The organism is Enterobacter sp. 725m/11, assembly GCF_011683705.1.
Lineage (GTDB): Bacteria > Pseudomonadota > Gammaproteobacteria > Enterobacterales > Enterobacteriaceae > Enterobacter > Enterobacter bugandensis.
Genome location: NZ_JAAQOK010000002.1, coordinates 139018 through 162707 on the forward strand (window position 1 = coordinate 139018; position 23690 = coordinate 162707).

Annotated in this window: 23 protein-coding genes; 7 read left to right on the forward strand and 16 right to left on the reverse strand. The window is 57.0% G+C overall.

Annotated features, from left to right (window positions below; translation table 11 throughout):
- Positions 1–108: 108 nt before the first annotated feature.
- Positions 109–249: a protein YjjY gene (gene yjjY, locus HBA26_RS01475; RefSeq protein ID WP_085928893.1), complete on the reverse strand. Its 141-nt coding sequence runs from the start codon at positions 247–249 to the stop codon at positions 109–111.
- Between the two features lie 95 nt (positions 250–344).
- Here yjjY and arcA point away from each other — a divergent pair, with 95 nt between their 5' ends.
- Positions 345–1061, forward strand: coding sequence for a two-component system response regulator ArcA (gene arcA / locus HBA26_RS01480; protein WP_003856501.1), 717 nt, complete (start codon positions 345–347; stop codon positions 1059–1061).
- A gap of 46 nt (positions 1062–1107) precedes the next feature.
- On the opposite strand, the gene creD is transcribed toward arcA, so the two are convergent.
- The 4 genes from creD to creA are packed head-to-tail and all read right to left on the reverse strand — an operon-like array spanning position 1108 to position 5115.
- Positions 1108–2460: a cell envelope integrity protein CreD gene (creD, locus tag HBA26_RS01485; protein WP_126345434.1), complete on the reverse strand. Its 1353-nt coding sequence runs from the start codon at positions 2458–2460 to the stop codon at positions 1108–1110.
- 56 nt (positions 2461–2516) lie between these two features.
- Positions 2517–3941, reverse strand: coding sequence for a two-component system sensor histidine kinase CreC (gene creC, locus HBA26_RS01490; RefSeq protein ID WP_126345433.1), 1425 nt, complete (start codon positions 3939–3941; stop codon positions 2517–2519).
- Complete coding sequence (gene creB, locus HBA26_RS01495) at positions 3941–4630, reverse strand: two-component system response regulator CreB (protein WP_049137697.1); 690 nt, start codon at positions 4628–4630, stop codon at positions 3941–3943. The genes creC and creB overlap by 1 nt, the downstream gene beginning before the upstream one ends.
- A 14-nt stretch (positions 4631–4644) precedes the next feature.
- Positions 4645–5115, reverse strand: a complete 471-nt coding sequence (gene creA, locus HBA26_RS01500) for a protein CreA (RefSeq protein WP_014882476.1) — start codon at positions 5113–5115, stop codon at positions 4645–4647.
- A gap of 211 nt (positions 5116–5326) precedes the next feature.
- On the opposite strand from creA, the gene robA reads away from it, so the two are divergent.
- Complete coding sequence (robA, locus tag HBA26_RS01505) at positions 5327–6196, forward strand: MDR efflux pump AcrAB transcriptional activator RobA (RefSeq protein WP_028015450.1); 870 nt, start codon at positions 5327–5329, stop codon at positions 6194–6196.
- Here the strand turns inward: robA and gpmB are convergent.
- Entirely contained in the window at positions 6193–6840 is a 648-nt protein-coding gene (gpmB, locus tag HBA26_RS01510; RefSeq protein WP_008502057.1) for a 2,3-diphosphoglycerate-dependent phosphoglycerate mutase GpmB, read from the reverse strand. The genes robA and gpmB overlap by 4 nt on opposite strands.
- A gap of 50 nt (positions 6841–6890) precedes the next feature.
- On the opposite strand from gpmB, the gene yjjX reads away from it, so the two are divergent.
- Positions 6891–7406: an inosine/xanthosine triphosphatase gene (gene yjjX, locus HBA26_RS01515; RefSeq protein WP_045259419.1), complete on the forward strand. Its 516-nt coding sequence runs from the start codon at positions 6891–6893 to the stop codon at positions 7404–7406.
- Here the strand turns inward: yjjX and trpR are convergent.
- Both trpR and sltY read right to left on the reverse strand, forming a co-directional pair.
- Positions 7397–7726 carry a trp operon repressor gene (gene trpR, locus HBA26_RS01520; protein ID WP_024907404.1) on the reverse strand — a complete coding sequence of 110 codons (330 nt, stop codon included), beginning with the start codon at positions 7724–7726 and terminating at the stop codon, positions 7397–7399. The two genes, yjjX and trpR, sit on opposite strands and share 10 nt — an antisense overlap.
- A gap of 55 nt (positions 7727–7781) precedes the next feature.
- Complete coding sequence (gene sltY, locus HBA26_RS01525) at positions 7782–9719, reverse strand: murein transglycosylase (protein WP_126345432.1); 1938 nt, start codon at positions 9717–9719, stop codon at positions 7782–7784.
- A 227-nt stretch (positions 9720–9946) separates the two neighbouring features.
- On the opposite strand from sltY, the gene ettA reads away from it, so the two are divergent.
- On the forward strand, positions 9947–11614 hold the full coding sequence (gene ettA / locus HBA26_RS01530) for an energy-dependent translational throttle protein EttA (RefSeq protein ID WP_003856515.1): 1668 nt from the start codon (positions 9947–9949) through the stop codon (positions 11612–11614).
- 63 nt (positions 11615–11677) lie between these two features.
- Here ettA and HBA26_RS01535 read toward each other — a convergent pair whose 3' ends face one another.
- Entirely contained in the window at positions 11678–12577 is a 900-nt protein-coding gene (locus HBA26_RS01535; RefSeq protein WP_047367295.1) for a LysR family transcriptional regulator, read from the reverse strand.
- Positions 12578–12685: 108 nt separating this feature from the next.
- On the opposite strand from HBA26_RS01535, the gene HBA26_RS01540 reads away from it, so the two are divergent.
- Positions 12686–13687, forward strand: a complete 1002-nt coding sequence (locus HBA26_RS01540) for a zinc-binding alcohol dehydrogenase family protein (protein ID WP_049137695.1) — start codon at positions 12686–12688, stop codon at positions 13685–13687.
- Between the two features lie 40 nt (positions 13688–13727).
- Here the strand turns inward: HBA26_RS01540 and nadR are convergent, their stop codons facing one another.
- Genes nadR through serB form a run of 3 tightly spaced genes read right to left on the reverse strand, consistent with a single transcriptional unit; the run spans position 13728 to position 17361 of the window.
- On the reverse strand, positions 13728–14960 hold the full coding sequence (nadR, locus tag HBA26_RS01545; RefSeq protein WP_003856522.1) for a multifunctional transcriptional regulator/nicotinamide-nucleotide adenylyltransferase/ribosylnicotinamide kinase NadR: 1233 nt from the start codon (positions 14958–14960) through the stop codon (positions 13728–13730).
- A gap of 35 nt (positions 14961–14995) precedes the next feature.
- Positions 14996–16381 carry a DNA repair protein RadA gene (gene radA / locus HBA26_RS01550; RefSeq protein ID WP_003856523.1) on the reverse strand — a complete coding sequence of 462 codons (1386 nt, stop codon included), beginning with the start codon at positions 16379–16381 and terminating at the stop codon, positions 14996–14998.
- Positions 16382–16392: 11 nt separating this feature from the next.
- Positions 16393–17361: a phosphoserine phosphatase gene (gene serB / locus HBA26_RS01555; protein WP_028015444.1), complete on the reverse strand. Its 969-nt coding sequence runs from the start codon at positions 17359–17361 to the stop codon at positions 16393–16395.
- A gap of 117 nt (positions 17362–17478) precedes the next feature.
- Between serB and HBA26_RS01560 the strand changes: the two genes are divergently transcribed.
- Complete coding sequence (locus HBA26_RS01560; protein ID WP_028015443.1) at positions 17479–18123, forward strand: YtjB family periplasmic protein; 645 nt, start codon at positions 17479–17481, stop codon at positions 18121–18123.
- Between the two features lie 39 nt (positions 18124–18162).
- Complete coding sequence (lplA, locus tag HBA26_RS01565; RefSeq protein ID WP_126345431.1) at positions 18163–19179, forward strand: lipoate--protein ligase LplA; 1017 nt, start codon at positions 18163–18165, stop codon at positions 19177–19179.
- Positions 19180–19264: 85 nt separating this feature from the next.
- Here lplA and deoD read toward each other — a convergent pair whose 3' ends face one another.
- The 4 genes from deoD to deoC form a co-directional block, all read right to left on the reverse strand.
- Positions 19265–19984, reverse strand: a complete 720-nt coding sequence (deoD, locus tag HBA26_RS01570; RefSeq protein ID WP_003856538.1) for a purine-nucleoside phosphorylase — start codon at positions 19982–19984, stop codon at positions 19265–19267.
- Positions 19985–20073: 89 nt separating this feature from the next.
- Positions 20074–21297: a phosphopentomutase gene (deoB, locus tag HBA26_RS01575; RefSeq protein ID WP_028015441.1), complete on the reverse strand. Its 1224-nt coding sequence runs from the start codon at positions 21295–21297 to the stop codon at positions 20074–20076.
- Between the two features lie 53 nt (positions 21298–21350).
- Entirely contained in the window at positions 21351–22673 is a 1323-nt protein-coding gene (deoA, locus tag HBA26_RS01580; protein WP_041911290.1) for a thymidine phosphorylase, read from the reverse strand.
- Between the two features lie 103 nt (positions 22674–22776).
- Complete coding sequence (deoC, locus tag HBA26_RS01585; RefSeq protein WP_003856543.1) at positions 22777–23556, reverse strand: deoxyribose-phosphate aldolase; 780 nt, start codon at positions 23554–23556, stop codon at positions 22777–22779.
- Positions 23557–23690: the final 134 nt, after the last annotated feature.

The window sequence follows — 23690 nt, forward strand, 5'->3', positions numbered from 1 at the left end:
CTAGCATTCGGCTACGATGATTTCATCAAACTGTTAACGTGCTACAATTGAACTTGATATATGTCAACGAAGCGTAGTTTTATTGGGTGTCTGGTGTCACTTAGCCTGTTATGTTGCTGTTAAAATGGTTAGGATGACAGCCGTTTTTGACACTGTCGGGTCCAAAGGGAAAGTACCCAAGACCAAGCTAATGATGTTGTTGACGTTGATGGAAAGTGCATCAAGAACGCAATTACGTACTTTAGTCACGTTAAGCCGATCATGTTAATTTGCGACATGTATCAGGCAGGTCAGGGACTTTTGTACTTCCTGTTTCGATTTAGTTGGCAATTTAGGTAGCAAACATGCAGACCCCGCACATTCTTATCGTTGAAGACGAGTTGGTAACACGCAACACGTTAAAGAGCATTTTCGAAGCAGAAGGCTACGATGTCTTTGAAGCGACCGATGGCGCAGAGATGCATCAGATCCTTTCTGAAAATGATATCAACCTGGTGATCATGGATATCAACCTGCCGGGCAAAAACGGTCTTCTGCTGGCGCGCGAACTGCGTGAACAGGCGAACGTCGCGTTAATGTTCCTGACGGGCCGTGATAACGAAGTTGATAAAATTCTTGGCCTGGAGATCGGTGCGGATGACTACATCACCAAACCGTTCAACCCTCGCGAGTTAACCATTCGTGCACGCAACCTGCTGTCCCGCACCATGAACCTGGGCACGGTCAGCGAAGAGCGTCGTAGCGTCGACAGCTACAAATTCAACGGCTGGGAACTTGATATCAATAGCCGTTCGCTGATTAGCCCGAACGGTGAGCAGTATAAGCTGCCGCGCAGCGAATTCCGCGCGATGCTGCACTTCTGCGAAAATCCGGGCAAAATTCAGTCCCGTGCAGAACTGCTGAAGAAAATGACCGGTCGTGAGCTGAAGCCTCATGACCGTACCGTAGACGTGACCATCCGTCGTATTCGTAAGCATTTCGAATCGACGCCTGATACGCCGGAAATCATCGCCACCATCCACGGCGAAGGGTACCGTTTCTGCGGTGATCTGCAGGAGTAATCCCGCAGTTAACGCATGAAAAAACGGCGCATTTGCGCCGTTTTTTTTATTTCCAGATCCGCATTGTGTCGTTATCAGGCTCTGCGGGCGGCGCAGGTCGCTTCGGCTGTGAAAGCGAATACCAGTCGAAATGACGAGTCAGGTACATGACGGCGAACAGCGCCAGCGCGAGAACCGCAGCCCCCAACAGCAGTGCGCTATCCTCCGAGCGCAGCAGGAACCACATCACCACGTCCAGCCCCAGCAAAGCCAGCACAAACAACCCGCTGCGCTTCCAGCTTTTCAGCACGGCCTGCAGGTACATTCCGTTCATCGCCGCACCAACCAAACTTGCAACTATCCAGGCTGGCGTAAACCCGACATGTTCTGATAGCGCCAATAGCACCAGATAGAACAGCACCAGGGACAGCCCCACCAGCAGATACTGCATCGGGTGCAGGCGCAGCCCGGTTAAGGTCTCGAAAACAAAGAAGGCCATAAACGTCAGCGCAATCAGCAAAATGGCGTACTTGATCGCCCGATCAGTCAGTTGATACTGATCGGCGGGCGTGGCTACCGTAACGCTGAAGGCGGGGATCGACTCCCATGACGGCGACTCGCTTCCGTTGAACCAGCTCTCAAGATTGTTCGCAAACCAGCTGCTCTGCCAGTTCGCCTGAAAACCGGCGTCACCAATTTTATGCTTCACCGGTAGATAATTACCCATAAAGCCAGGATGCGGCCAGTTGCTGTTCAGCGCCATTTCACTGCTACGTCCTACAGGTACCACGGCAAAACTTCCTGTTCCCGTCAGATTCAGCGAAATATCCATAGCAAACGTTTTTAATTCCAGCGCCTTGTCAGTCAGCGGGATATGGATACCGGGAAGCGCGCCATACACGCCTGTACCCGGCTCCACACTTAGCGTCTCGCCGTTGATACTGGAGACGTTCACCGTGCCAATGCCTCGAGCATCGCCCACGCCAACAACGATAAACGGCTGCCCCAGGGTCATCGACTCCCCTTTCAGCTGCGTCATTTTTTCCGTGTTGAATCGGGCTTTTATGTTGAGGTCGGTATTCCAGATCTGTCCGTCATAGATGCCGATATTTCGCGACTCAACGCGCTGGTTACCCTCAACGCGCAGAGACTCCGGCAGGATAAAATGCATATAGCTTTTCTTGTACTCGACTTTTTTCTCATCCTCTAACTTGTAAAAAACCTCGGTTACCGGGATCGCAATCAGCGGGCCGACCAATTTTTGCGGCCCGCTGGTGCTCTGGCGAAGCGTATTTTCGACATCGTTGCGGTAGCTTTCACGCTCTGAAATGAGGTTACTCACCATAAACAGTGGGACTAACAACAGCAGGATGCACCCCAGCAGGGTGCTTACTTTCCAGAACAGGGGGGATTTCATCATTACGTCTCCTTTGTGATGTGGAGAGCGTAACCAGGCTGTGTGGGGCCAGTTTGAAGTTATGTGAAGGGACGGTGAAGTGTCAGCGTGGCTATCACGCCACCTTCATCACGATTACGCAATGTAATCTCTCCGTGGTGCAGACGCGCCACCTCCTGAACAAACGCCAGCCCGAGTCCGCTACTTTTCAACCCGTTCTCGCGCGGCAGGGAATAAAAGCGCTCAAAAATACGTTCCAGCGCATAATCCGGGATCCCGCTTCCGCTGTCGGTGACGCTCAGCCGTATCTGCCCCTGCTCTTCCCGGGCCGCCAGTTCAATGGCACCACCCTGTGGGGTAAAATCGATAGCATTGTCCAGTAAATTACCGAGCGCCTGTTCGAGCAGGTCGGGATCGCCTTCAACAAGAAGCGAAGCGGGCTGGAGGGTCAGTGCAATCTCTTTTGCCGCCAATAGCGCCGAACGCGCGTCGGCAAGCCGTGTAAACAGCAGGTCGACGCGGACGACCTGGGGCGTAATCTCGACCCGATTTTCAAGCCGCGCCTGAGTCAGCAGTTTTTCAACCAGCGACTGCATACGCGCGTTTTGCACCAGAATATTATCGATAAACCGCGCGGCCACCTGCGGCGGCGGCTGCTCGGTGAGAATTTCTGCCGCGCCGCGTATGGCGGCTATTGGGCTTTTCAGCTCGTGGGTCAGCGCATGGACATAGTGTTCAATGTAGTTTTTCCCTTCAAGGCGAATACGCATATTTTCCAGCGCCTGAGCCAGCTTGTGCAGTTCGCTACTACCTGGATTAGGCAGCGGGAGAGGCGTATCAGTGGTCACCGAGTCGGCATAGCGCGATAACGTACTGATGGAACGATTGATCCACCAGGCGACGAGAAAACCGATCAGTAAAGCAATGCCAAGCAGCGCCCCGCCAGCCCACAGAATCCGCCTCTCGCTGCGTTGGATAACCGGCGCCATCGCGCTGTTAGGTTTCCCCACCGACAGCACGCCGATTATCTTGCCCTGCTCCACAACCGGTGCGGCAACATACATCACCGTGCTCTCCAGATCGTCGGGATGGCTCTGGGTACTGCGCGCGCCGTATTGGCCGCGAAGCGTCAGCCAGACATCGTTCCAGCGAGAGTAATCTTGCCCCACGGCCAGGCCGGCAGAATCAAACACGACGCGGCCCTGCGCATCGGTCATGTAGACGTGATACTCGTTGCGCACCTTATGAATGCCGCCGATATTGGCGCGGAAAGGCCGCTGATGGAGCTGTAAAAAGGCCTGCGCCAGTCTGCCCTGCTGCGCATTGCCCGAAAGAAGATCCTCACGCCCAACTTCGGCGAGCAAGGTCGCGGTATCGATCAACGTGCCCTCGGTTGCCCTGCGCACGCCGGGCTTCACTTCCTGAACAAAGATCGACAGCACAAACCATGCGGCGATGGCGACGATCAGGAAGTACCCCAGCAGCAAACGCATTCCGATGCGCATTAATAAAGCCCCAGGCTATAGCCCATACCGCGATGGGTGCTGATGGGTGACAGTTCCTCATTCACTGCCCGCAGCTTGGCGCGCAGGGTCTTGATGTGAGTGTCCACGGTACGATCGTAACTGTCGCCGTCTTCGCCCCACACCTTGTCCATTAACTGTTGCCGAGAGAAAACCCGTCCCGGAGCCTGTAGTAACGTTTTAAGCAGCAAAAACTCATAGCGCGTGAGCGGTAATGCTTCACCGCACCAGCTAATTCGCGCGGCAGCTTCGTTCAGCTCAAACTGTCCGATACGCACCGTCTCCGCTGGGGCGGCGGATTTTTGCATCCGCCGTAAAATGGTCCTTACCCGGGCGCACACCTCACGCGGGGAGAAAGGCTTGGCGACGTAGTCGTCTGCGCCCATTTCCAGGCCGAGAAGTTTATCCACTTCGTCACTGCGTGCCGTCAGAAACAGCACGGGCAGTGACGGATGCTGCGCCAGAAGCTGGCGGCAGAGCTCAAAGCCGCTGATGTCCGGCAGCCCGACGTCAAGAATGGCGAGCGCCGGAGCCTGCTGACGCGCCGCCTCCAGCACCGGTAAACCGCGCTCAAACGCTTTTACTGCAAATCCTTCCTGCTGAAGCATGTAGATAAGCGTATCGGCGATACTGGTTTCGTCTTCAACCAGCCAGACTACAGGTTGTTGCATGGTTCATCCCTGAATTAATGCCAAGGCATAATCGGCACCGCACTAATGGCGTTTTTCGGGGACCCTTCCACCACTTTATCGGAATACGCCAGGTAGGCCAGGGTGTTGCGTTTTGCATCATAGAAACGCACCACCTGCAGCTTTTTAAACACCAGCGAGGTCCGTTTCTGGAACACCACGTCGCCCTGCGCTTTGCCGTTTTTGATTTTATCGCTCAGCTCAACCGGTCCCACCTGCTGACAGGAGATCGCCGCATCGGAAGTGTCTTCCGCCAGCCCCAGGCCGCCTTTAATACCGCCCGTCTTCGCGCGGCTGACGTAGCAGGTGACGTTTTTCACGTCCGGATCGTCAAACGCCTCCACCACAATTTTGTGGTCCGGACCGAACATTTTGAACACGGTATCGACAGAACCAATCTGTTCCGCCTGCGCCGCACGGCCCGCTACCAGCAACAGGGCAGTAAGAAGCAAAGTCTTGTATTTCATATTGTTACCATTCTTTAAAATTGCATTGAGCGATTATTCAACACGTTAGTCAAAAATGTAGCAAGATCACAGGATTAGAATATATTCACCCAAAATGAGAGAGAAAAGGCATTAATGCGCAAAAAAAACACTGAATGCTAAAACATCAAAAAATGCTATTATCCGCTAACCTGTTATCAGGCACCTGCTGTTTTAAGGATGAGGATAGTATATGGATCAGGCTGGAATTATTCGCGACCTGCTCACCTGGCTGGAAGGTCATCTCGACCAGCCTTTGTCACTGGATAATGTGGCGGCTAAAGCGGGCTATTCCAAGTGGCATCTGCAAAGGATGTTCAAGGATGTCACCGGTCATGCTATCGGTGCCTATATTCGCGCACGTCGTTTATCGAAATCTGCGGTGGCATTGCGCCTGACCGCGCGGCCAATTCTGGATATTGCCCTGCAGTACCGTTTTGATTCGCAGCAGACCTTCACCCGCGCCTTTAAAAAACAGTTCTCGTTGACGCCAGCGCTCTATCGCCGCTCGCCTGACTGGAGCTCGTTTGGCATGCGTCCGCCGCTGCGTCTGGGCGAGTTCGCGATGCCGAAATACGAAATGGTCACTCTGCCGGAAACCCATCTGATCGGTACAACCCAGAGCTACTCGTGCTCTCTGGAGCAGATTTCTGAGTTCCGCCATCAGATGCGCGTCCAGTTCTGGCGCGATTTCCTGAGCCATGCGCCGGCCATTCCGCCGATCCTGTATGGCCTCAACGAAACGCACCCAAGCCAGGAAAAAGACGACGAGCAGGAGGTGTTTTACACCACCGCGCTGACGCCGGAGCTGGCGAATGGCTACATTCAGGGTTCGAAGCCGGTCGTGCTGGAAGGCGGCGAGTACGTGATGTTCTCGTATGAAGGACTGGGTACGGGCGTCCAGGAGTTTATCCTGACCGTTTACGGGACGTGCATGCCAATGCTGAATCTCAATCGCCGTAAAGGTCAGGATATCGAGCGCTACTACCCGGCGCAGGATGCCAAACCGGAAGAAGGCCCAATCAATCTGCGTATGGAATTCTTGATTCCTGTCCGTCGTTAACGCTGCAGTTCATCAAGCGCAGGGGCATCGAGATGCGAAATGTCCCCTGCCATTTCCACGACCCAGCCCGACGCCAGCCACGCGCTTTCCTGATAATCAATCCGGGAAATGGAGCAGTTACGCAGGCGTAACCGACGCTCAGCGTAAGCCGGTAACCCCAGAATGGTGCTCACCAGGCAGCCGAGCGCGATACCGTGACTCACCAGCAGCGGACGGCTGCCTGCCGGAAGCTTGAGGCATTCCGCCAGCGCGGCATGCATACGCACGCTCAGCTCCTGCATGGATTCCCCTTCAGGAATACGACCATCTTCGGTACCGTTCACCAGCGTGCGGCGCCAGCCTTCCTCCGTTTCCGTCAGCGTATCAATATGGCGCTTTTCAAGCACGCCCATATCCAGCTCGCGCAGGCGCGGCTCAAGCATCACATCGCAGCCGCAGGCGTCGGCAATGATGCGCGCCGTCTGCTGTGTGCGACCTAAATCGCTGGTAATAACGTGGGTAATGCCCAGCGTTCTGGCGCGTTCCGCCACCTGCCACGCTTGCTGCACACCCTTCTCGGTGAGAGGACTGTCTGACTGGCCTTGAATACGTCGCTCGGCGTTCCACTGCGTTTCACCGTGGCGAACAAGGTATACCTGTAACATGCTTTTTTTCCGTTATACTGCGATGAGTTTTTTTTGAATCGAGCTTAATTATGCACCATGTTGTCTCTGCTACCACCAATCCTGCCAAAATTCAGGCAATTCTAAAGGCTTTTGAAGAGATTTTCGGCGAAGGATCCTGCCATATTGAGGCCATCGGCGTCGAGAGTGGCGTACCTGAACAGCCGTTTGGCAGCGAGGAAACGCGCGCTGGCGCACGAAATCGCGTGGCAAACGCAAAAGCCGCGGCCCCGAAGGCTGACTACTGGGTCGCCATTGAAGCAGGCATCGACGAAGGCGCAACCTTTAGCTGGGTGGTGATTGAAAGCCGTGAGCAGCGCGGCGAAGCGCGCTCAGCCACCCTGCCGCTGCCGGAGATCATTCTGGAAAAAGTGCGTGCAGGTGAAGCGCTCGGGCCGGTGATGTCACAGTACACCGGCATTGATGAGATTGGGCGTAAAGAAGGGGCGATTGGCGTCTTTACGGCGGGTAAGCTCACGCGTTCAGGGGTTTACCATCAGGCGGTGATCCTGGCGCTGAGCCCGTTTCATAACGCCATTTATCGTTGATCGCTCAATAAGACCGACTCGAGCCACTGGCGCAGCTCAACCGGCGCAGACTTCAGGCTGTTCGATCCACGGGTGATCGTCGCGATGCCCGCGCCCAGCTCGTTTTTCAGCTCGCGCTGGCTCATCTCACCGCGCAATAGCTCTTCAATAATCCGAACGCGCGTGCCCAGCGCCTCACGCTCGTCCGGCGTAAGCATCAGCTGCATGAGGGGTAGGTGCAAATCCTGCTCGTAAGACTGGCGAAGCAGCTCCACAAAACGAAGCCACTCCTGGTGACGCTGTTCGGCCATTGCCGAGGAATACGGGGAATGCTGGGTCATGTTATGCTGCCTCTTGTACTCTTTAGCGAGTACAGCATAACACAACCCATGCCGATCAGTAACGTCTCTGCCACTCGGCATCGCTCATCAGGGTATCTTTCTGCCCCATGAAGTAGCGATAGTAGGCGTCATAAGCCAGCACGTTCTTCACGTAGCCGCGCGTTTCCGAGAACGGAATGCTCTCCACGAACGCCACTGCGTCAATGCGTCCTGCACTGTTGCCAAGCCAGGTGCGCACGCGGCCCGGACCGGCGTTATACGCCGCCGACGCGAAGATGCGGTTATTGCCAAACTGCTGATAGACATACTGCAAATAGCTGGTGCCGATGTTGATGTTGGTATCCGGATCGAGAAGCTGTGACGGGCTGCTGTAACCTGGAATGTTGAACATCTTCACCGTATGCGTCGCCGTCCCCGGCATAATTTGCATCAGCCCGCTGGCACCCACCGGTGAACGAACTTTCGGGTTCCAGGCGCTCTCCTGACGGGCGATCGCCATGGCGTAGCTTTGCGGGATATCTTTGCCGCTGGTGTAGCGGTCAAACAGATCTTTATACGCCAGCGGGAAACGCTCTTCGAGATGGTCCCACAGCTTGCCTGAAATCGTCGCCTGCACGCTCAGATCCCACCAGCGATTATCAAACGCATAGCGGGCAAGCTGCGCTTTTTCATCCGTGGTGCGGCTGGTCACCAGGTTGGCCCACTCGCTGCGCGCGGTGTTATCCATGTTCCAGTACATCAGCTCGCGCACGCGCGCCATCTCTGGCCTCTGCGTCAGCGCGGGGTTCGCGTTAGCGGGCGCTTTGTCGATCTTAAGCGTGTACTCCTCGCCCAGCCGTTGCGCCGCCGCCATCGGGTAGAACCCGCGCTGCTGCATCAGCGAGTGAAGAATCTCTTTGGCTTCGTCTTCACGACCGCGCTCCATCAGCAGATCGGCCTGCCAGTAGCGCCATTCGTCCTTCTCTTTGGCTTCCATCGGCAAACGCGCGAGCCAGGTGTTGAGGCCACGGCGGTCGCCGGTGCCCAGCGCCATGCGCACGCGGCGCTCGACAAGCGAGGTCGAGTTTGAGCGCATGATCGCATCGTCACGCCAGCGCGCCTGTTCGTCGGTCACGTCCGTGCCCATCAGTCGCCAGGCCACGATGTCGCGCAGCTCCTGGGTTTGATCTTCATTCAGCTGCTGCGCCTGCACCAGCTGCGGGATCATCAGCCGCGCGTTTTCGACATCGTCACGCGCCACGCTGGCAAAAGCTACCGCCGCCATCTGGCGGGTAAAATCGGTCGAGCCCGTGCTGCGGGCAAAGGTCAGGACGCTGTTCGGATCGTTTGCCAGCGCGATAACCGCCGAGGAGATCGTCTGGTAATCGGACGGCATCTGCCCTGCCAGCGCGGTCACCAGACGCGTGTTGCCGGCTTTCATCGCCAGACGGATGCGCTCAAGGTAGGCCAGCGGATCCTGCTTGCCGGAAGCGCGCCATGCGCCGAACAGGGAATCACAGGCGTTCGGCTGGCTTTTGCCGGTCAGCCACAGATCTTTCGCCCCGGCCCAGGCCTCTTCCTGCTGCCCGGTCGCCCATTTCGCATAGTAGTAATTACACTGCGCTTCGGTGGTATTCGGCTTGTCAGGGCTAAACGCCAGCAGGCCTCGCCAGTCTTCACGCCGCGCCAGCTCATTCACAAAACGAGACTGGAGATTTCGGGCAGGCGGCAGGGTCGGGTTCGCCTGAATGAAATTATTCACGGTGACGGTCGGCTGGTTCATCAGATCGTCGGTAATCTGGCGATACTCCAGATACGGATACAGCGGATAATCCTTGAGCGTCGGCATCAGCGCCTGCACGGTATCCATCTGCTTGTTGTCCCACGCCTGTTTAATCTGGGCGTAGCGGTTACGTTGTTCATCCAGTGAATCGGCATGCACCGCCTGGCTTACCGCCATTACGTATACGCTGGCAGCCAGCAGACGCCAGACCACCCGTTTGGCTTTTTCCACAAGCTCTTCCTCATTGTTTTTTCGTCAATTGCAGCGTCTTGCCACGTCAAAGTCACAACAACTTATGCTAACCAGGCATCCAGCAACGCGCCACGTCATGGACACTTTTTTACCTTTCTTGCGCGTTTTAACACTCCCGACGTTCCTGGCTGGGATTAGGGCGTGAAAAAGGCTACACTTCGAGGCTGAAATTCCTTCTCATTTACGATAAAAGAGGCGAAGTCCACGTGGCTCAATTCGTTTATACCATGCATCGTGTCGGCAAAGTTGTCCCGCCGAAACGTCATATTCTTAAAAATATCTCGCTGAGCTTCTTCCCGGGCGCAAAAATTGGTGTGCTGGGTCTCAACGGTGCCGGTAAGTCCACCCTGCTGCGCATCATGGCCGGCATCGATACAGACATCGAAGGTGAAGCCCGTCCGCAGCCAGGCATCAAGATCGGCTACCTGCCGCAGGAACCTCAGCTGAACCCGGAACACACCGTACGTGAATCCGTTGAAGAAGCGGTATCCGAAGTGGTTAACGCGCTGAAAGGTCTGGATGAAGTGTATGCCAAATACGCCGAGCCGGATGCGGACTTCGACAAACTGGCCGCTCAGCAGGGCAAATATGAAGAGATCATCCAGGCGCACGACGGTCACAACCTGAACGTGCAGCTGGAGCGCGCGGCCGATGCCCTGCGTCTGCCGGACTGGGATGCGAAAATCGCGAATCTCTCCGGTGGTGAACGCCGCCGCGTGGCGCTGTGCCGCCTGCTGCTGGAAAAACCAGACATGCTGCTGCTCGACGAACCGACCAACCACCTTGATGCGGAATCCGTGGCGTGGCTGGAGCGCTTCCTGCACGACTTCGAAGGCACCGTGGTGGCAATTACCCACGACCGTTACTTCCTCGACAACGTCGCCGGCTGGATCCTGGAGCTGGACCGCGGTGAAGGTATTCCGTGGGAAGGCAACTACTCTTCCTGGCTGGAGCAGAAAGATCAGCGTCTGGCGCAGGAAGCGTCTCAGGAAGCGGCCCGTCGCAAGTCTATCGAGAAAGAGCTGGAGTGGGTGCGTCAGGGCGCGAAAGGCCGTCAGTCTAAGGGCAAAGCCCGTCTGGCACGCTTTGAAGAGCTGAACAACACCGAATACCAGAAACGTAACGAAACCAACGAACTGTTTATTCCACCTGGAGCACGTCTGGGGGATAAAGTGGTTGAAGTAACCAACCTGCGTAAGTCCTACGGTGACCGCGTGCTGATCGACGATCTGACCTTCTCCGTACCGAAAGGCGCTATCGTTGGCATCATCGGTCCGAACGGCGCGGGTAAATCGACCCTGTTCCGTATGATGTCCGGTCAGGAACAGCCAGACAGCGGCTCAATCACCCTGGGTGAAACCGTGAAGCTGGCCTCCGTAGACCAGTTCCGTGACGCGATGGATAACAGCAAAACCGTGTGGGAAGAAGTCTCCGGCGGTCTGGATATCATGCGTATCGGCAACACCGAGATGCCAAGCCGCGCCTACGTTGGCCGCTTTAACTTTAAGGGCACCGACCAGGGCAAACGCGTGGGCGAGCTGTCCGGCGGTGAGCGTGGTCGTCTGCACCTGGCGAAGCTGCTGCAGGTGGGCGGTAACGTTCTGTTGCTCGATGAACCGACCAACGACCTGGATATCGAAACCCTGCGCGCACTGGAAAACGCCCTGCTGGAGTTCCCGGGCTGCGCCATGGTTATCTCGCACGACCGCTGGTTCCTGGACCGTATCGCGACCCACATCCTGGACTACCAGGACGAAGGTAAAGTGGAATTCTTCGAAGGTAACTTCACCGAATACGAAGAGTACAAAAAACGCACGCTGGGCGCAGACGCGCTGGAGCCGAAGCGTATTAAGTACAAGCGTATTGCGAAATAAAAGCAAAACGGCAACCTCGGTTGCCGTTTTTTATTCAGGGTGAGGGCATCAGGCCGCACAACATCACCCACCCACGTAATACCGCTTCACCTCATCAAACTGCATCGCAAACTCGATATAGCTCATCAGCGCGGGCGAATTCAGCTTCCGGCTCGGATAGGCCAGCCAGAGATCGTTACCTTCAACGCGCCATTCCGGCAGCACCTGAACCAACGCCCCCTTTTCGATCTTATCTTCCAGCAGAAATGCGGGTAACAGCGTGATCCCCGCCCCGGCAATCGCGCATTCGCGGGCGTACACCAGATTATCGGTCATGTGGCCGTTGTCCGGCAGGTAGCGGTAATCCTCACCCTCGCTTCGCAGCAGCCACTCCGACCACGCCCGGTGCGTAATACAGCGGTGCTCCACCAGCTGTCGGGGATGGATTAACGGCTCCCGGCGTGCCAGATAATCCGGCGAGGCCAGCATGTAGCGCGGGCAGTGCCCGATCATTCTGCCTATCAGTGAGGAGTCCTGCGGCTTGCCGGTGCGCAGCGCCACGTCAAAACCGGACTCGACCAGGTCCACCACGTCGTCAGAGATCGATACATCGAGCGACACGTCAGGATAGCGAAGCTGAAACTCGGCATTCATATGCGCCAGCAGGGTCGCGCCAATCCCCGCCGGGCAGGTAATACGCAGCCGGCCGCTGGGGTTTTCACGCAGGCGCTGAATGGCGTACTCCGCCCGCTCGCTGGCCGCCAGCATCTCCCGACAGTGCACCAGATAGTGCTCGCCCGCGAACGTCAGGCTGATCCTGCGTGTGGTGCGGTTAAGCAGACGGATCCCCACCTGCTGCTCCAGCTGGCTGATCCGCTGGCTGACGCTGGATTTCGGCAGTTCGGCTTTCTGCGCCGCCGCGGTGAAACTGCCCATCTCCGCCACCAGCGCAAACAGCGCCATATCCTGCAGCTGTTTAAACATGATTGTTCACTCTGTACGAACGCTGAGTTCATGATTGTCCATCTTATCATGCGGCTGGCCACTTAATAGACTAGCCTCAACAAAACGCATTCCATTGAGGAGCACACCATGTCAGTGAAAGCCATTGCCGTTAACCCAGAAAATCCGTCCACCTTCATTGAAATCACCCCGCCAATGCCGACGCCCGGCGAACACGATCTGCTGGTAGAGGTGAAAGCCGTATCGATTAACCCGGTTGATACCAAAGTGCATGCAGGCATCGCCAAAAATGGGCTGAACGAGCCGCGAATTCTGGGGTGGGATGCCAGCGGGGTCGTCAAAGCCGCTGGAGCTGGCGTCACCGGCTTCAAACCAGGTGATGAGGTGTGGTACGCGGGCGACATCACCCGCCCGGGCAGCAATACCACTCATCAGCTGATAGATGCGCGCATTGTCGGCCACAAGCCTGCCAGCCTCGGCTGGGCGGCAGCCGCTGCGCTACCCTTAACTGCGCTCACCGCGTGGGAAGGTCTGTTTGAACGGCTGAACATTCAGGATGCCGAAGCGGACAAAACCCTGCTGATCATCGGCGGCGCGGGCGGCGTGGGATCGCTGGCGATCCCGTTTGCGAAGCACAACAGCAAGGTGAAGATTATCGCAACCGCTTCACGAGAAGATTCCGCCCAATGGTGCCGCGATCGCGGTGCTGACGTAGTGGTCAACTACCGCGATCTAAAAGGCGAGCTGGCGAAGCAGGGACTTACCTTCGTGGATTATATTTTCATCCTCAACGACACCGACGGGCATTGGGATGCGGTCAGTGAACTGATTGCGCCGCAGGGGCATATTTGTTCCATCGTTGAGAATGAACATCCGCTGAACCAGGACAAGCTGAAGTCCAAATCCGCCGCCCTGCACTGGGAGTTTATGTACACCCGCAGCATGTACAAGACGGCTGATATGGCGCGTCAGGGTGAGATCTTAAATGAGGTGGCGAAGCTGGTAGATAACGGCGTGGTGGAAAGCTCGCTCAGCGAAACGCTGCACGGGCTGAGCGTGGAAAGCATTACCGAAGCGCACCGTAAGGTGCTGGAGGGGCATATGCGCGGGAAGGTGGTGGTTGAGTTCTGAGGTATTCCCCCCTCACCCCAAAAGGGCGAGGGGGAAGTTATTACCCCTGCTCCCCCATCATCTCCTTCACCAGCTCGACGCAGCGCAGGAAGCGGGTGTCATAATCAGACTCTTCCACATGCACAAACTCAACGTTGTTCTCGTTGAGCATCTCCACCAGCATGGTCTGGAACTCGCGCCTGTCCACCGAGCTGCCCAGGCTGCGCATGCCGTCGGCCACCCACGGGGTGTTGTTTTCCAGCAGGATCACCAGGTCAAAGCGGTATTCGTCAATCAGCGCCTGCACGAACGGGTGCTCACGCCCCTCGTACTTTTTACAGAACGCCTGCGTGGTGACAAAATCGGTATCAATAAACGCCACTTTGTTAGCGTATTTCACCGCGAAATCAATGTACTGGGCGTGCCCGAGCGCGATTTTATCGTAGTCGGAATACTGCAGTGCCATCTCGTCGCCGCCGAGGTGAGAGAAGACGTAATCGCGTCCATACTCCCACGCGCTGGTGGTGTTGAAGATGTTCGCCAGCTTGTTGACCAGCGTTGATTTACCGCTCGACTCGCCGCCCAGAATAGCCACCGTACGCACGAAGAACGGCTTCACTTCGGTCGGAATATAATCCCAGTAGCGGAACGGGTTCTCGCGGATCTGCGCCCCGCTGATGTTCATAAAGGTGCGTTTCGGGTCGATCAGCACCGTCTCGATGCCCAGATGCTCGCGGAACTGCGGCGCGTCGGACTCTTCAGAGGTGTAGATCCAGTTAGGCGCAATGCCCTTCTCTTCCATAAACGCTTTGATGCCGTTGCTCCACACGTCCCAGCCGTGCGGATACGGCTCCATGCCCTCTTCGTTAAAGGCATGAATGCGAATGTTTTTCTGGTACTTAAAGGTCTGAAGCAGCCAGCGCAGACGGTCAGGCACGGTGGGCTGCTGCGACATGGCGCTGTCTTCAAAGAGCTGGCGATCGCGCGTTTCGTCGTAGCCCATGATGATGTGCAGCTCGTCCACCTGGCTACAGGCGCGCTGGATCAGATAGATATGCCCGGTATGCAGCGGATAAAACTTGCCGAACACCACGCCGATGTTCTTTTGCATCCGCGGGAACTCCAGCCCCAGAAAGCGGTGCAACGCTTCAAGCTTCTGCGCGCTGGGGCTTTTGATTTTGGCGTTCAGCAACTGGCTCAGGTAGCCTTTGGTCATGCCGCTGGCATCCGCCACCTGCTGCAGCGTGCAGCCCTTCTGGCGGATCGCGGTCTTGATGTAGTCAAATGATGACATAAATTACGGTGCCTCCTGCAAAATCGAATACGTAATTATAAGTCGTCAAAGACATTTAACGCATCTGCGAGTTTCTTAACGCCAAAGACCTGCATCCCTTCCGGGATTTTTTTCGGCACGTTGGCGGCGGGAACGATAGCCCGACGGAAGCCGTGCTTTGCCGCCTCGGAGATACGCTCCTGGCCGCTCGGCACCGGACGGATTTCCCCGGCCAGCCCTACTTCACCGAAGACGACCAGATCCTGCGGCAGCGGTCTGTCGCGCAGGCTGGAGACCATCGCCAGCAGCAGCGCCAGATCTGCGCTGGTCTCAGTGACTTTCACCCCGCCAACCACGTTGACGAACACATCCTGATCCGCCATCTGCAGCCCGCCGTGACGGTGCAGCACCGCCAGCAGGATCGCCAGGCGGTTCTGCTCCAGACCGACCGCCACGCGCCGCGGGTTACCCATCATCGAGTGATCCACCAGCGCCTGAATTTCAACCAACAGCGGGCGCGTCCCTTCCCACAGCACCATTACCGAACTGCCGGAGGTGATCTCATCGCCGCGGCTCAGGAAGATGGCCGACGGGTTGCTGACCTCGCGCAGCCCCTGCTCGGTCATAGCAAACACGCCCAGTTCGTTAACCGCGCCAAAGCGGTTTTTGTGGCTGCGCAGGGTGCGGAAGCGGGAATCCGCGTCGCCGTCGAGCATCACCGAGCAGTCGATACAGTGTTCGAGCACCTTCGGACCCGCCAGAGAGCCATCTTTGGTAACGTGGCCGACCATCACAATCGCCACGCCGCGCGTTTTGGCAAAGCGCGTCAGGTAAGCGGCGGTCTCCCGCACCTGCGCCACGCTGCCCGGCGAGGACTGAATGTCCGCCATGTGCATTACCTGGATGGAGTCGATCACCATCAGCTTCGGCTGCTCTTCTTCGGCGATCATGCAGATCTGCTCGATGCTGGTTTCCGACAGCATGTTCAGGTTACCGGTCGGCAGGCCGAGACGGTGAGCGCGCATCGCCACCTGCTGGAGAGATTCTTCACCCGTCACGTACAGGGTTTTCATCTGTTCAGCGAGCTTGCAGAGCGTTTGCAGCAGCAGGGTCGATTTCCCCGCCCCTGGGTTACCGCCGATCAGAATCGCGCTGCCCGGCACCACGCCGCCGCCGAGCACGCGGTCAAACTCTTTGAAGCCGGTGGAAAAGCGCGGCAGCGCTTCCAGGCTGATATCAGAAAGCTTTTGCACCTTCGACACGCCTGCATTGCCCGCATAGCCGCTCAGGCGCTCATTGCGTGCCACGCTCGGCGAAGCCGCCACACCACGCACTTCGGTGATGGTGTTCCAGGCATGACAGGCGCTGCATTGCCCCTGCCAGCGCGGATAATCCGCACCACATTCATTACAGACAAATGCGCGTTTTGGAGCTTTCGCCACGGTTTACCTCGTTATTTCTGATTAAGGCTGCCGGAGAGAATGCAGAACACCCCCATCAGGTCAGCGTGACGGATAGTGACTTCCGTCTTTTCATTCACTTTTGGTTTGGCATGGTAGGCAATGCCAAGGCCAGCCACTTTGATCATTGGCAGATCGTTCGCGCCGTCGCCAATGCCGACGGTCTGCTCGACCGGAATCTCATACTTTTCCGCCAGGCGCGTCAGGGTATTGGCTTTGTACTGGGCATCCACGATATCGCCGATCACCTGGCCGGTCAGCTTGCCGTCCATGATTTCCAGCTCGTTAGCGACCACCGTGGTCAGATGCAGTTTCTCGCGTAGATAATCCGCAAAGAAGGTAAAGCCACCGGAGGCGATCGCCACTTTCCAGCCGAGGGACTGGAGCTTCAGCACCAGCTGCGTCAGCCCCGGCATCAGCGGCAGCACATCGCGCACCTGGCGCAGGATGTTAGCATCGGCCCCTTTCAGGGTCGCCACGCGCTGGCGCAGGCTGGCGGTGAAGTCCAACTCGCCGCGCATCGCACGCTCGGTGACTTCCGCCACCAGCTCGCCGCTGCCTGCCAGTTTAGCAATCTCGTCAATACATTCGATCTGAATAGCGGTGGAGTCCATGTCCATCACCAGCAGACCCGGCGTTTTCAGGTGCGGAATTTTGCCGAGAGGCGCTACGTCCAGCCCGGCGTCATGCGCCAGACGCGTGGCGCGCTGCGTCAGGGAACCCGCGAGGCGAATAACCTGGTAATCTTCCACGCACCAGGCGGCAACAATGACCATCGCCGCGCCCAGTTTGGTTTGATACTGGGTCAGGCGTTGCTTATCCAGACCGCGTCCATAGAGGAGCCAGCCGCTACGGCCAGCGTGGTAATCCAGAGGCATCACCTCATCGCCACTTAACGAGAGCGGCAATCCTGGCCATAAAGAGACATCCGTTGGCAGGTCACACCAGGTAATGTTCGGCATTAAAGCTCCTGTAATTTTGTTCGCGCCGGAAGGTTCCAGAGGGAAAATAACGCATGAGGCTACCCTGTAACCATCACTTCTGGCAACATTAAGCCCTAAATTTTCAGCAGGTGGAATATGGCTCGCGCAAAACTGAAATTCCGGCTTCATCGCGCCGTGATTGTCCTGATCTGTCTCGCACTGTTAGTCGCATTGATGCAAGGGGCATCGTGGTTTAGCCAGAATCATCAACGGCAGCGCAACCCGCAGTTTGAAGAGCTGGCCCGTACCCTGGCGCGTCAGGTGACGCTCAACGTTGCCCCCCTGATGCGCAATGAAACGCCGGACGATAAGCGGATAGGCCAGGTCTTGCGTCAGCTCACGGAAAACAGCCGCATTCTGGATGCGGGCGTGTACGATGAAAAAGGCGACCTGATTGCCCGCGCCGGTGAGCACGTCGACGTGCGCGACAGGCTGGCGCTGGACGGCAAAAAAGCCGGAGGCTATTTCAACCAGCAGATTGTCGAACCCGTTCAGGGTAAAAATGGCCCGCTGGGGTATCTGCGCCTGACGCTGGATACCCACACCCTGCCAACAGAAGCTAAGCAGGTGGATAACACCACCAATATTCTGCGCCTGATGCTGTTACTCTCGCTGGCGATTGGCGTCGTGCTGGCGCGCACGTTGCTTCAGGGCAAGCGTACCCGCTGGCAGCAGTCGCCGTTCCTGCTGACCGCCAGCAGGTCGGTTCCCGAAGACGAAGAGAGCGAGAAGAAGGAATAGTGATAAAGTAGGCGAAAGATATGGAAAAGGAACTCTGCCATGACGACGTTACGCCTGCTTATCTCTGACTCTCACGATCCCTGGTTTAATCTCGCGGTTGAAGAGTGCATCTTCCGCCAGATGCCCGCCACCCAGCGCGTCCTGTTTCTCTGGCGTAACGCCGATACGGTGGTCATCGGCCGCGCGCAAAACCCGTGGAAAGAGTGCAACACCCGGCGTATGGAAGAGGACAACGTCCGTCTCGCACGCAGGAGCAGCGGCGGCGGCGCGGTGTTTCACGATCTGGGCAATACCTGCTTTACCTTTATGGCGGGAAAACCGGAATACGACAAAACTATCTCTACGTCTATTGTGCTCAACGCGCTCAATGCGCTCGGCGTGACGGCTGAAGCCTCGGGGCGGAACGATCTCGTTGTCAAAACGCCCGAGGGCGACCGCAAGATCTCCGGCTCCGCCTACCGCGAAACAATGGATCGCGGGTTCCACCACGGCACCCTGCTGCTGAACGCCGACCTGAGCCGTCTGGCGAACTACCTTAATCCTGATAAGAAAAAGCTCCAGGCTAAGGGCATTACCTCCGTGCGCGGACGCGTGGCGAATCTGGTGGAGCTGCTGCCGGGGATTACGCACGAGCAGATTTGCGACGCGATTCGTGAAGCGTTCTTTGAACATTACGGCGAGCGCGTGGATGCGGAAGTGATTTCGCCGGATAAGACCCCGGATCTGCCCAACTTCGCCGAAACCTTTGCACGCCAGAGCAGCTGGGAATGGAACTTCGGCCAGGCCCCGGCGTTTTCACACCTGCTGGACGAACGTTTTACCTGGGGCGGCGTGGAGCTGCACTTTGACGTGGAGAAAGGCCACATTACCCGTACGCAGGTGTTTACGGACAGCCTCAACCCGGCACCGCTGGAAGCGCTGGCGGCCCGCTTGCAGGGCTGTTTGTATCGGGCGGATATGCTGCAGCAGGAGTGCGACGCGTTAATGGGGGATTTCCCGGAGCAGAAACAAGAGTTGCGGGACTTATCGGCATGGATTGCGCAGGCAGTACGCTAGTAAAAAAGCCCGCTGGCGCTGCGCTTAGCGGGCCTGGAAAACCGTAGGCCGGGTCAGGCGAAGCCGCCACCCGGCACAACAACTCTTACTCTTTATCGCCCAGCAGAACGGATTCCAGCGCGATTTTGATCATGTCATTGAAGGTGGTCTGACGCTCGGCAGCGGTGGTCTGCTCGTGGGTACGGATGTGGTCAGACACGGTGCAGATGGTCAGCGCTTTCGCACCAAACTCAGCCGCCACGCCGTAGATACCCGCCGCTTCCATTTCCACGCCCAGGATGCCGTATTTTTCCATCACATCGAACATGTCGCCTTCTGGCGAGTAGAACAGATCGGCAGAGAACAGGTTGCCCACGCGCGCGTCAACGCCCAGCGCTTTTGCCGCGTCAACCGCGTTACGCACCATGTCAAAGTCAGCGATTGCCGCAAAGTCATGATCCTTAAAGCGGATGCGGTTAACTTTAGAGTCGGTACATGCGCCCATGCCGATCACCACGTCACGCAGCTTAACGTCCATACGCACCGCACCGCAGGAGCCTACGCGGATGATTTTCTTCACGCCGAAATCGGTGATCAGCTCTTTGGTGTAGATGGAGCAGGACGGGATACCCATGCCGTGGCCCATAACGGAGATTTTGCGGCCTTTATAGGTACCGGTGAAGCCCAGCATGCCGCGAACGTTGTTCACTTCACGCACGTCTTCGAGGAAGGTTTCTGCAATGTGCTTCGCGCGCAGCGGGTCGCCCGGCATCAATACGACGTCAGCGAAATCACCCATTTCTGCATTAATGTGAGGAGTTGCCATCTTCAGTTCCTTTTACATTGTTTATTCTTTTCACCCTCTCCCTGTGGGAGAGGGCCGGGGTGAGGGCATCAGACCGCACCCAACATGATTTAGAACATGGCTTTACCATATTCCATGTCAGACGTACCAAAGTATTTCGCGATAGTCTGGCCGATGTCCGCGAAGGTTTCACGGTGACCCAGCGAGCCCGGCTTCACTTTCGGGCCGTACACCAGTACCGGAATGTGCTCACGGGTGTGGTCGGTGCCGGTCCAGGTTGGGTCGCAGCCGTGGTCTGCGGTCAGGATCAGAATGTCATCTTCCCCCACCAGCTCCATCAGCTCCGGCAGACGGCGGTCAAACAGCTCCAGGCCCGCAGCATAACCGGCTACATCGCGACGGTGGCCCCAGGAGGAGTCGAAGTCCACGAAGTTGGTGAAGACAATGGTCTTATCGCCCGCTTCTTTCATCTCTTTGATAGTGGCATCGAACAGCGCATCCAGACCGGTCGCTTTCACTTTTTTAGTGATACCGCAGTTGGCATAGATATCCGCTATTTTGCCCACGGACACCACGTGACCGCCCTTCTCGTCAACCAGCTTCTGCAGCACGGTTGGCGCCGGTGGCTCAACGGCCAGGTCATGACGGTTACCGGTACGCTGGAAGTTACCCGCTTTGTCGCCGATAAACGGACGTGCGATAACGCGGCCAATGTTGTAGCCGCCTTCGGTCAGCTCTTCACGGGCGATTTCGCACAGTTCGTAGAGTTTATCCAGGCCAAACGTCTCTTCGTGGCAGGCAATCTGGAACACGGAGTCAGCAGAGGTGTAGAAAATCGGCTTGCCGGTTTTCATGTGCTCTTCGCCGAGCTGATCCAGAATCACGGTGCCGGAAGAGTGGCAGTTACCGAGGTAGCCCGGCAGGTTGGCACGCTTCACCAGCTTATCGAGCAGCTCCTGCGGGAAGCTGTTCTCGTGATCGGAGAAGTAGCCCCAGTCAAACAGCACCGGCACGCCGGCGATTTCCCAGTGACCGGACGGGGTATCTTTCCCGGAAGAGAGCTCGTGCGCCCAGGCGTAGGCGCCCACTACTTCCGCGTTGCCGTCCATACCGGCTGCGATTTTACCGGTAGAGCCTTCATGTGCTTTTACCAGCCCGAGGCGGGTCAGGTTAGGTAGAGTCAGAGGGCCTTTACGACCGTTGTCCGCTTCGCCTTTTGCACAGGCTTCCGCGATGTGACCCATGGTATCGGAACCCACGTCACCAAAACGTTCTGCATCTTCGGTTGCGCCGATGCCGAATGAGTCCAGCACCATAATAAATGCACGTTTCATAATTGTTCTCCGTACTTAGTGCTTCATAAAAATGCGATCAGATCAGTATACCGCTATTCGGTGATACGACGATAGACCGTCGGTGTGGTTTCCGGTGCTTTATCGTCAAGAGATATTGCCGCTTTCACCGCTTTCGCCGCGTCCTGCCAGCTGGCTTCGTCTTTCGCGTGGATCACCGCCAGCGGACGTTGGCCGTCGACGCTGTCGCCCAGACGGGCCATATCGGTAAAGCCGACGCTGTAATCAATGGTGTCCGATGCCTGACGACGACCGCCACCCATAGATACAACAGCCATGCCAAGCGCGCGGGTGTCCATGGCGGAGACAAAACCTTCGCCATCCGCATAAACAGCTTTGCTGAGCATCGCGGTCGGCAGGTATTTCGCGTAGTTTTCGACGAAATCGGTCGGGCCTTTCTGCGCCGCCACCATGCGGCCAAAGATCTCCGCCGCTTTGCCGTTGTCCAGCACCGCCTGCAGTTTCGCGCGGGCTTCCGCGTCGTCTTTGGCCAGCTTGCCGGAGATGAGCATCTCAACGCACAGCGCCATGGTGACATCGAACAGGCGCGGGTTACGGTATTCGCCTGTGAGGAACTGCACGGCTTCGCGGACTTCAACCGCGTTACCGGCGCTGGAGGCCAGCACCTGGTTCATGTCGGTCAGCAGCGCGGTGGTGCGCACGCCCGCGCCGTTGGAGACGCCAACGATCGCTTCGGCAAGCTGAGCAGAGAGTTCATAGGTCGGCATAAACGCGCCGCTGCCCACCTTCACGTCCATCACCAGCGCGTCCAGCCCTTCCGCCAGTTTTTTGGCGAGGATAGAGGCGGTGATCAGCGGGATGGAGTCTACGGTGGCGGTAATATCGCGCGTCGCGTAAAAACGCTTGTCTGCCGGAGCAAGAGAGCTGGTCTGGCCGATAATCGCCACACCAACGTCTTTAATAATATCGCGGAAGCGATTGTCATCCGGGAAGATATCGAAGCCCGGAATGGCTTCCAGTTTGTCGAGCGTACCGCCGGTGTGGCCCAGGCCGCGCCCGGAGATCATGGGAACGTAACCGCCGCAGGCTGCCACCATAGGGCCGAGCATCAGGGAGGTCACGTCGCCCACGCCGCCGGTGGAGTGTTTGTCCACAATCGGGCCGTTGAGGTTGAGGCTTTTCCAGTCCAGAACGGTTCCTGAATCTCGCATCGCCATGGTCAGCGACACGCGCTCAGGCATCGACATATCGTGGAAGAAAATGGTCATCGCCAGAGCCGCAATCTGCCCTTCTGAGACGGTGTTGTCACGAATGCCGTTGATGAAAAAGCGAATTTCTTCGTCGCTTAAAGCAAGACCATCACGTTTTTTACGAATAATTTCTTGTGCGAGAAACACGGTAACCCCCATGCGGAATCGGGTGAATGGCGGCGGGTACGCTTACCCGCCCTGCGATCCTGTAGGCCGGATAAGCAAAGCGCCATCCGGCATTGTCTGGCAATCAGTAGCTGCTTGCGCTCTTACCGTCGCCGTGACCCAGCGCCTTCAGCAGGCTTGCCAGCAGGCTGGACGCGCCGAAGCGGTAGTGGCGGGAATCGGCCCAGTCGGCGCCAAACAGCTCGTCAGCGATCGCCAGGAACTGCTGCGCGTCTTCCGCGGTACGTACGCCGCCCGCAGGTTTGAAGCCCACGGTTTTGGACACGCCCATATCGCGGATAACTTCCATCATGATGCGCGCGCTTTCCGGGGTCGCATTGACCGGCACTTTACCGGTAGAGGTTTTGATGAAATCCGCACCGGCTTTGATGGAAATTTCTGACGCCTTACGAATCAGCGCCTCTTCTTTCAGCTCGCCGGTTTCGATGATCACTTTGAGCAGCACGTTTGCCGCCGCACACGCGTCTTTACAGGCTTTCACCAGGTCAAAACCGACCTGCTCGTTGCCGGCAATCAGCGCGCGGTACGGGAACACCACGTCAACTTCGTCTGCGCCGTAGGCAATTGCCGCGCGGGTTTCCGCCAGCGCAATCTCAATGTCGTCATTGCCATGCGGGAAGTTAGTCACGGTTGCAATGCGCACGTCCGGCGTGCCCTGCTCTTTCAGCGTTTTGCGGGCAATCGGGATAAAGCGCGGGTAGATACAGACGGCGGCGGTGTTACCCACTGGCGTTTTCGCCTGATGGCACAGGGCGATGACTTTCTCATTGGTGTCGTCATCGTTCAGGGTGGTCAGGTCCATCAGCTTCAACGCGCGCAGGCTGCTTGCAGTTAAATCGGTCATAACATTCTCCAACGGCAGTGCCGTATAAATTTTACCTTGCGGGTCTGTGAGTATTCTAACATTCACCCGCATCCACACTTCGACATTCATCACAGTTAATGAAAACTGCGTACAAATTTGCATTACTGTAATGA

Bases quoted from the DNA above. Each gene is read 5' to 3' on its own strand.
- arcA (WP_003856501.1), top strand. From the start codon at position 345: ATGCAGACCCCGCACATTCTTATCGTTGAAGACGAGTTGGTAACACGC.
- HBA26_RS01535 (WP_047367295.1), bottom strand. From the start codon at position 12,577: ATGTTTAAACAGCTGCAGGATATGGCGCTGTTTGCGCTGGTGGCGGAG.
- deoB (WP_028015441.1), bottom strand. From the start codon at position 21,297: ATGAAACGTGCATTTATTATGGTGCTGGACTCATTCGGCATCGGCGCA.
- yjjX (WP_045259419.1), top strand. From the start codon at position 6,891: ATGCACCATGTTGTCTCTGCTACCACCAATCCTGCCAAAATTCAGGCA.
- trpR (WP_024907404.1), bottom strand. From the start codon at position 7,726: ATGACCCAGCATTCCCCGTATTCCTCGGCAATGGCCGAACAGCGTCAC.
- deoC (WP_003856543.1), bottom strand. From the start codon at position 23,556: ATGACCGATTTAACTGCAAGCAGCCTGCGCGCGTTGAAGCTGATGGAC.
- nadR (WP_003856522.1), bottom strand. From the start codon at position 14,960: ATGTCATCATTTGACTACATCAAGACCGCGATCCGCCAGAAGGGCTGC.
- creA (WP_014882476.1), bottom strand. From the start codon at position 5,115: ATGAAATACAAGACTTTGCTTCTTACTGCCCTGTTGCTGGTAGCGGGC.
- gpmB (WP_008502057.1), bottom strand. From the start codon at position 6,840: ATGTTACAGGTATACCTTGTTCGCCACGGTGAAACGCAGTGGAACGCC.
- HBA26_RS01560 (WP_028015443.1), top strand. From the start codon at position 17,479: ATGGCTCGCGCAAAACTGAAATTCCGGCTTCATCGCGCCGTGATTGTC.
- creB (WP_049137697.1), bottom strand. From the start codon at position 4,630: ATGCAACAACCTGTAGTCTGGCTGGTTGAAGACGAAACCAGTATCGCC.
- lplA (WP_126345431.1), top strand. From the start codon at position 18,163: ATGACGACGTTACGCCTGCTTATCTCTGACTCTCACGATCCCTGGTTT.
- robA (WP_028015450.1), top strand. From the start codon at position 5,327: ATGGATCAGGCTGGAATTATTCGCGACCTGCTCACCTGGCTGGAAGGT.
- creD (WP_126345434.1), bottom strand. From the start codon at position 2,460: ATGATGAAATCCCCCCTGTTCTGGAAAGTAAGCACCCTGCTGGGGTGC.
- HBA26_RS01540 (WP_049137695.1), top strand. From the start codon at position 12,686: ATGTCAGTGAAAGCCATTGCCGTTAACCCAGAAAATCCGTCCACCTTC.
- serB (WP_028015444.1), bottom strand. From the start codon at position 17,361: ATGCCGAACATTACCTGGTGTGACCTGCCAACGGATGTCTCTTTATGG.
- deoD (WP_003856538.1), bottom strand. From the start codon at position 19,984: ATGGCAACTCCTCACATTAATGCAGAAATGGGTGATTTCGCTGACGTC.
- creC (WP_126345433.1), bottom strand. From the start codon at position 3,941: ATGCGCATCGGAATGCGTTTGCTGCTGGGGTACTTCCTGATCGTCGCC.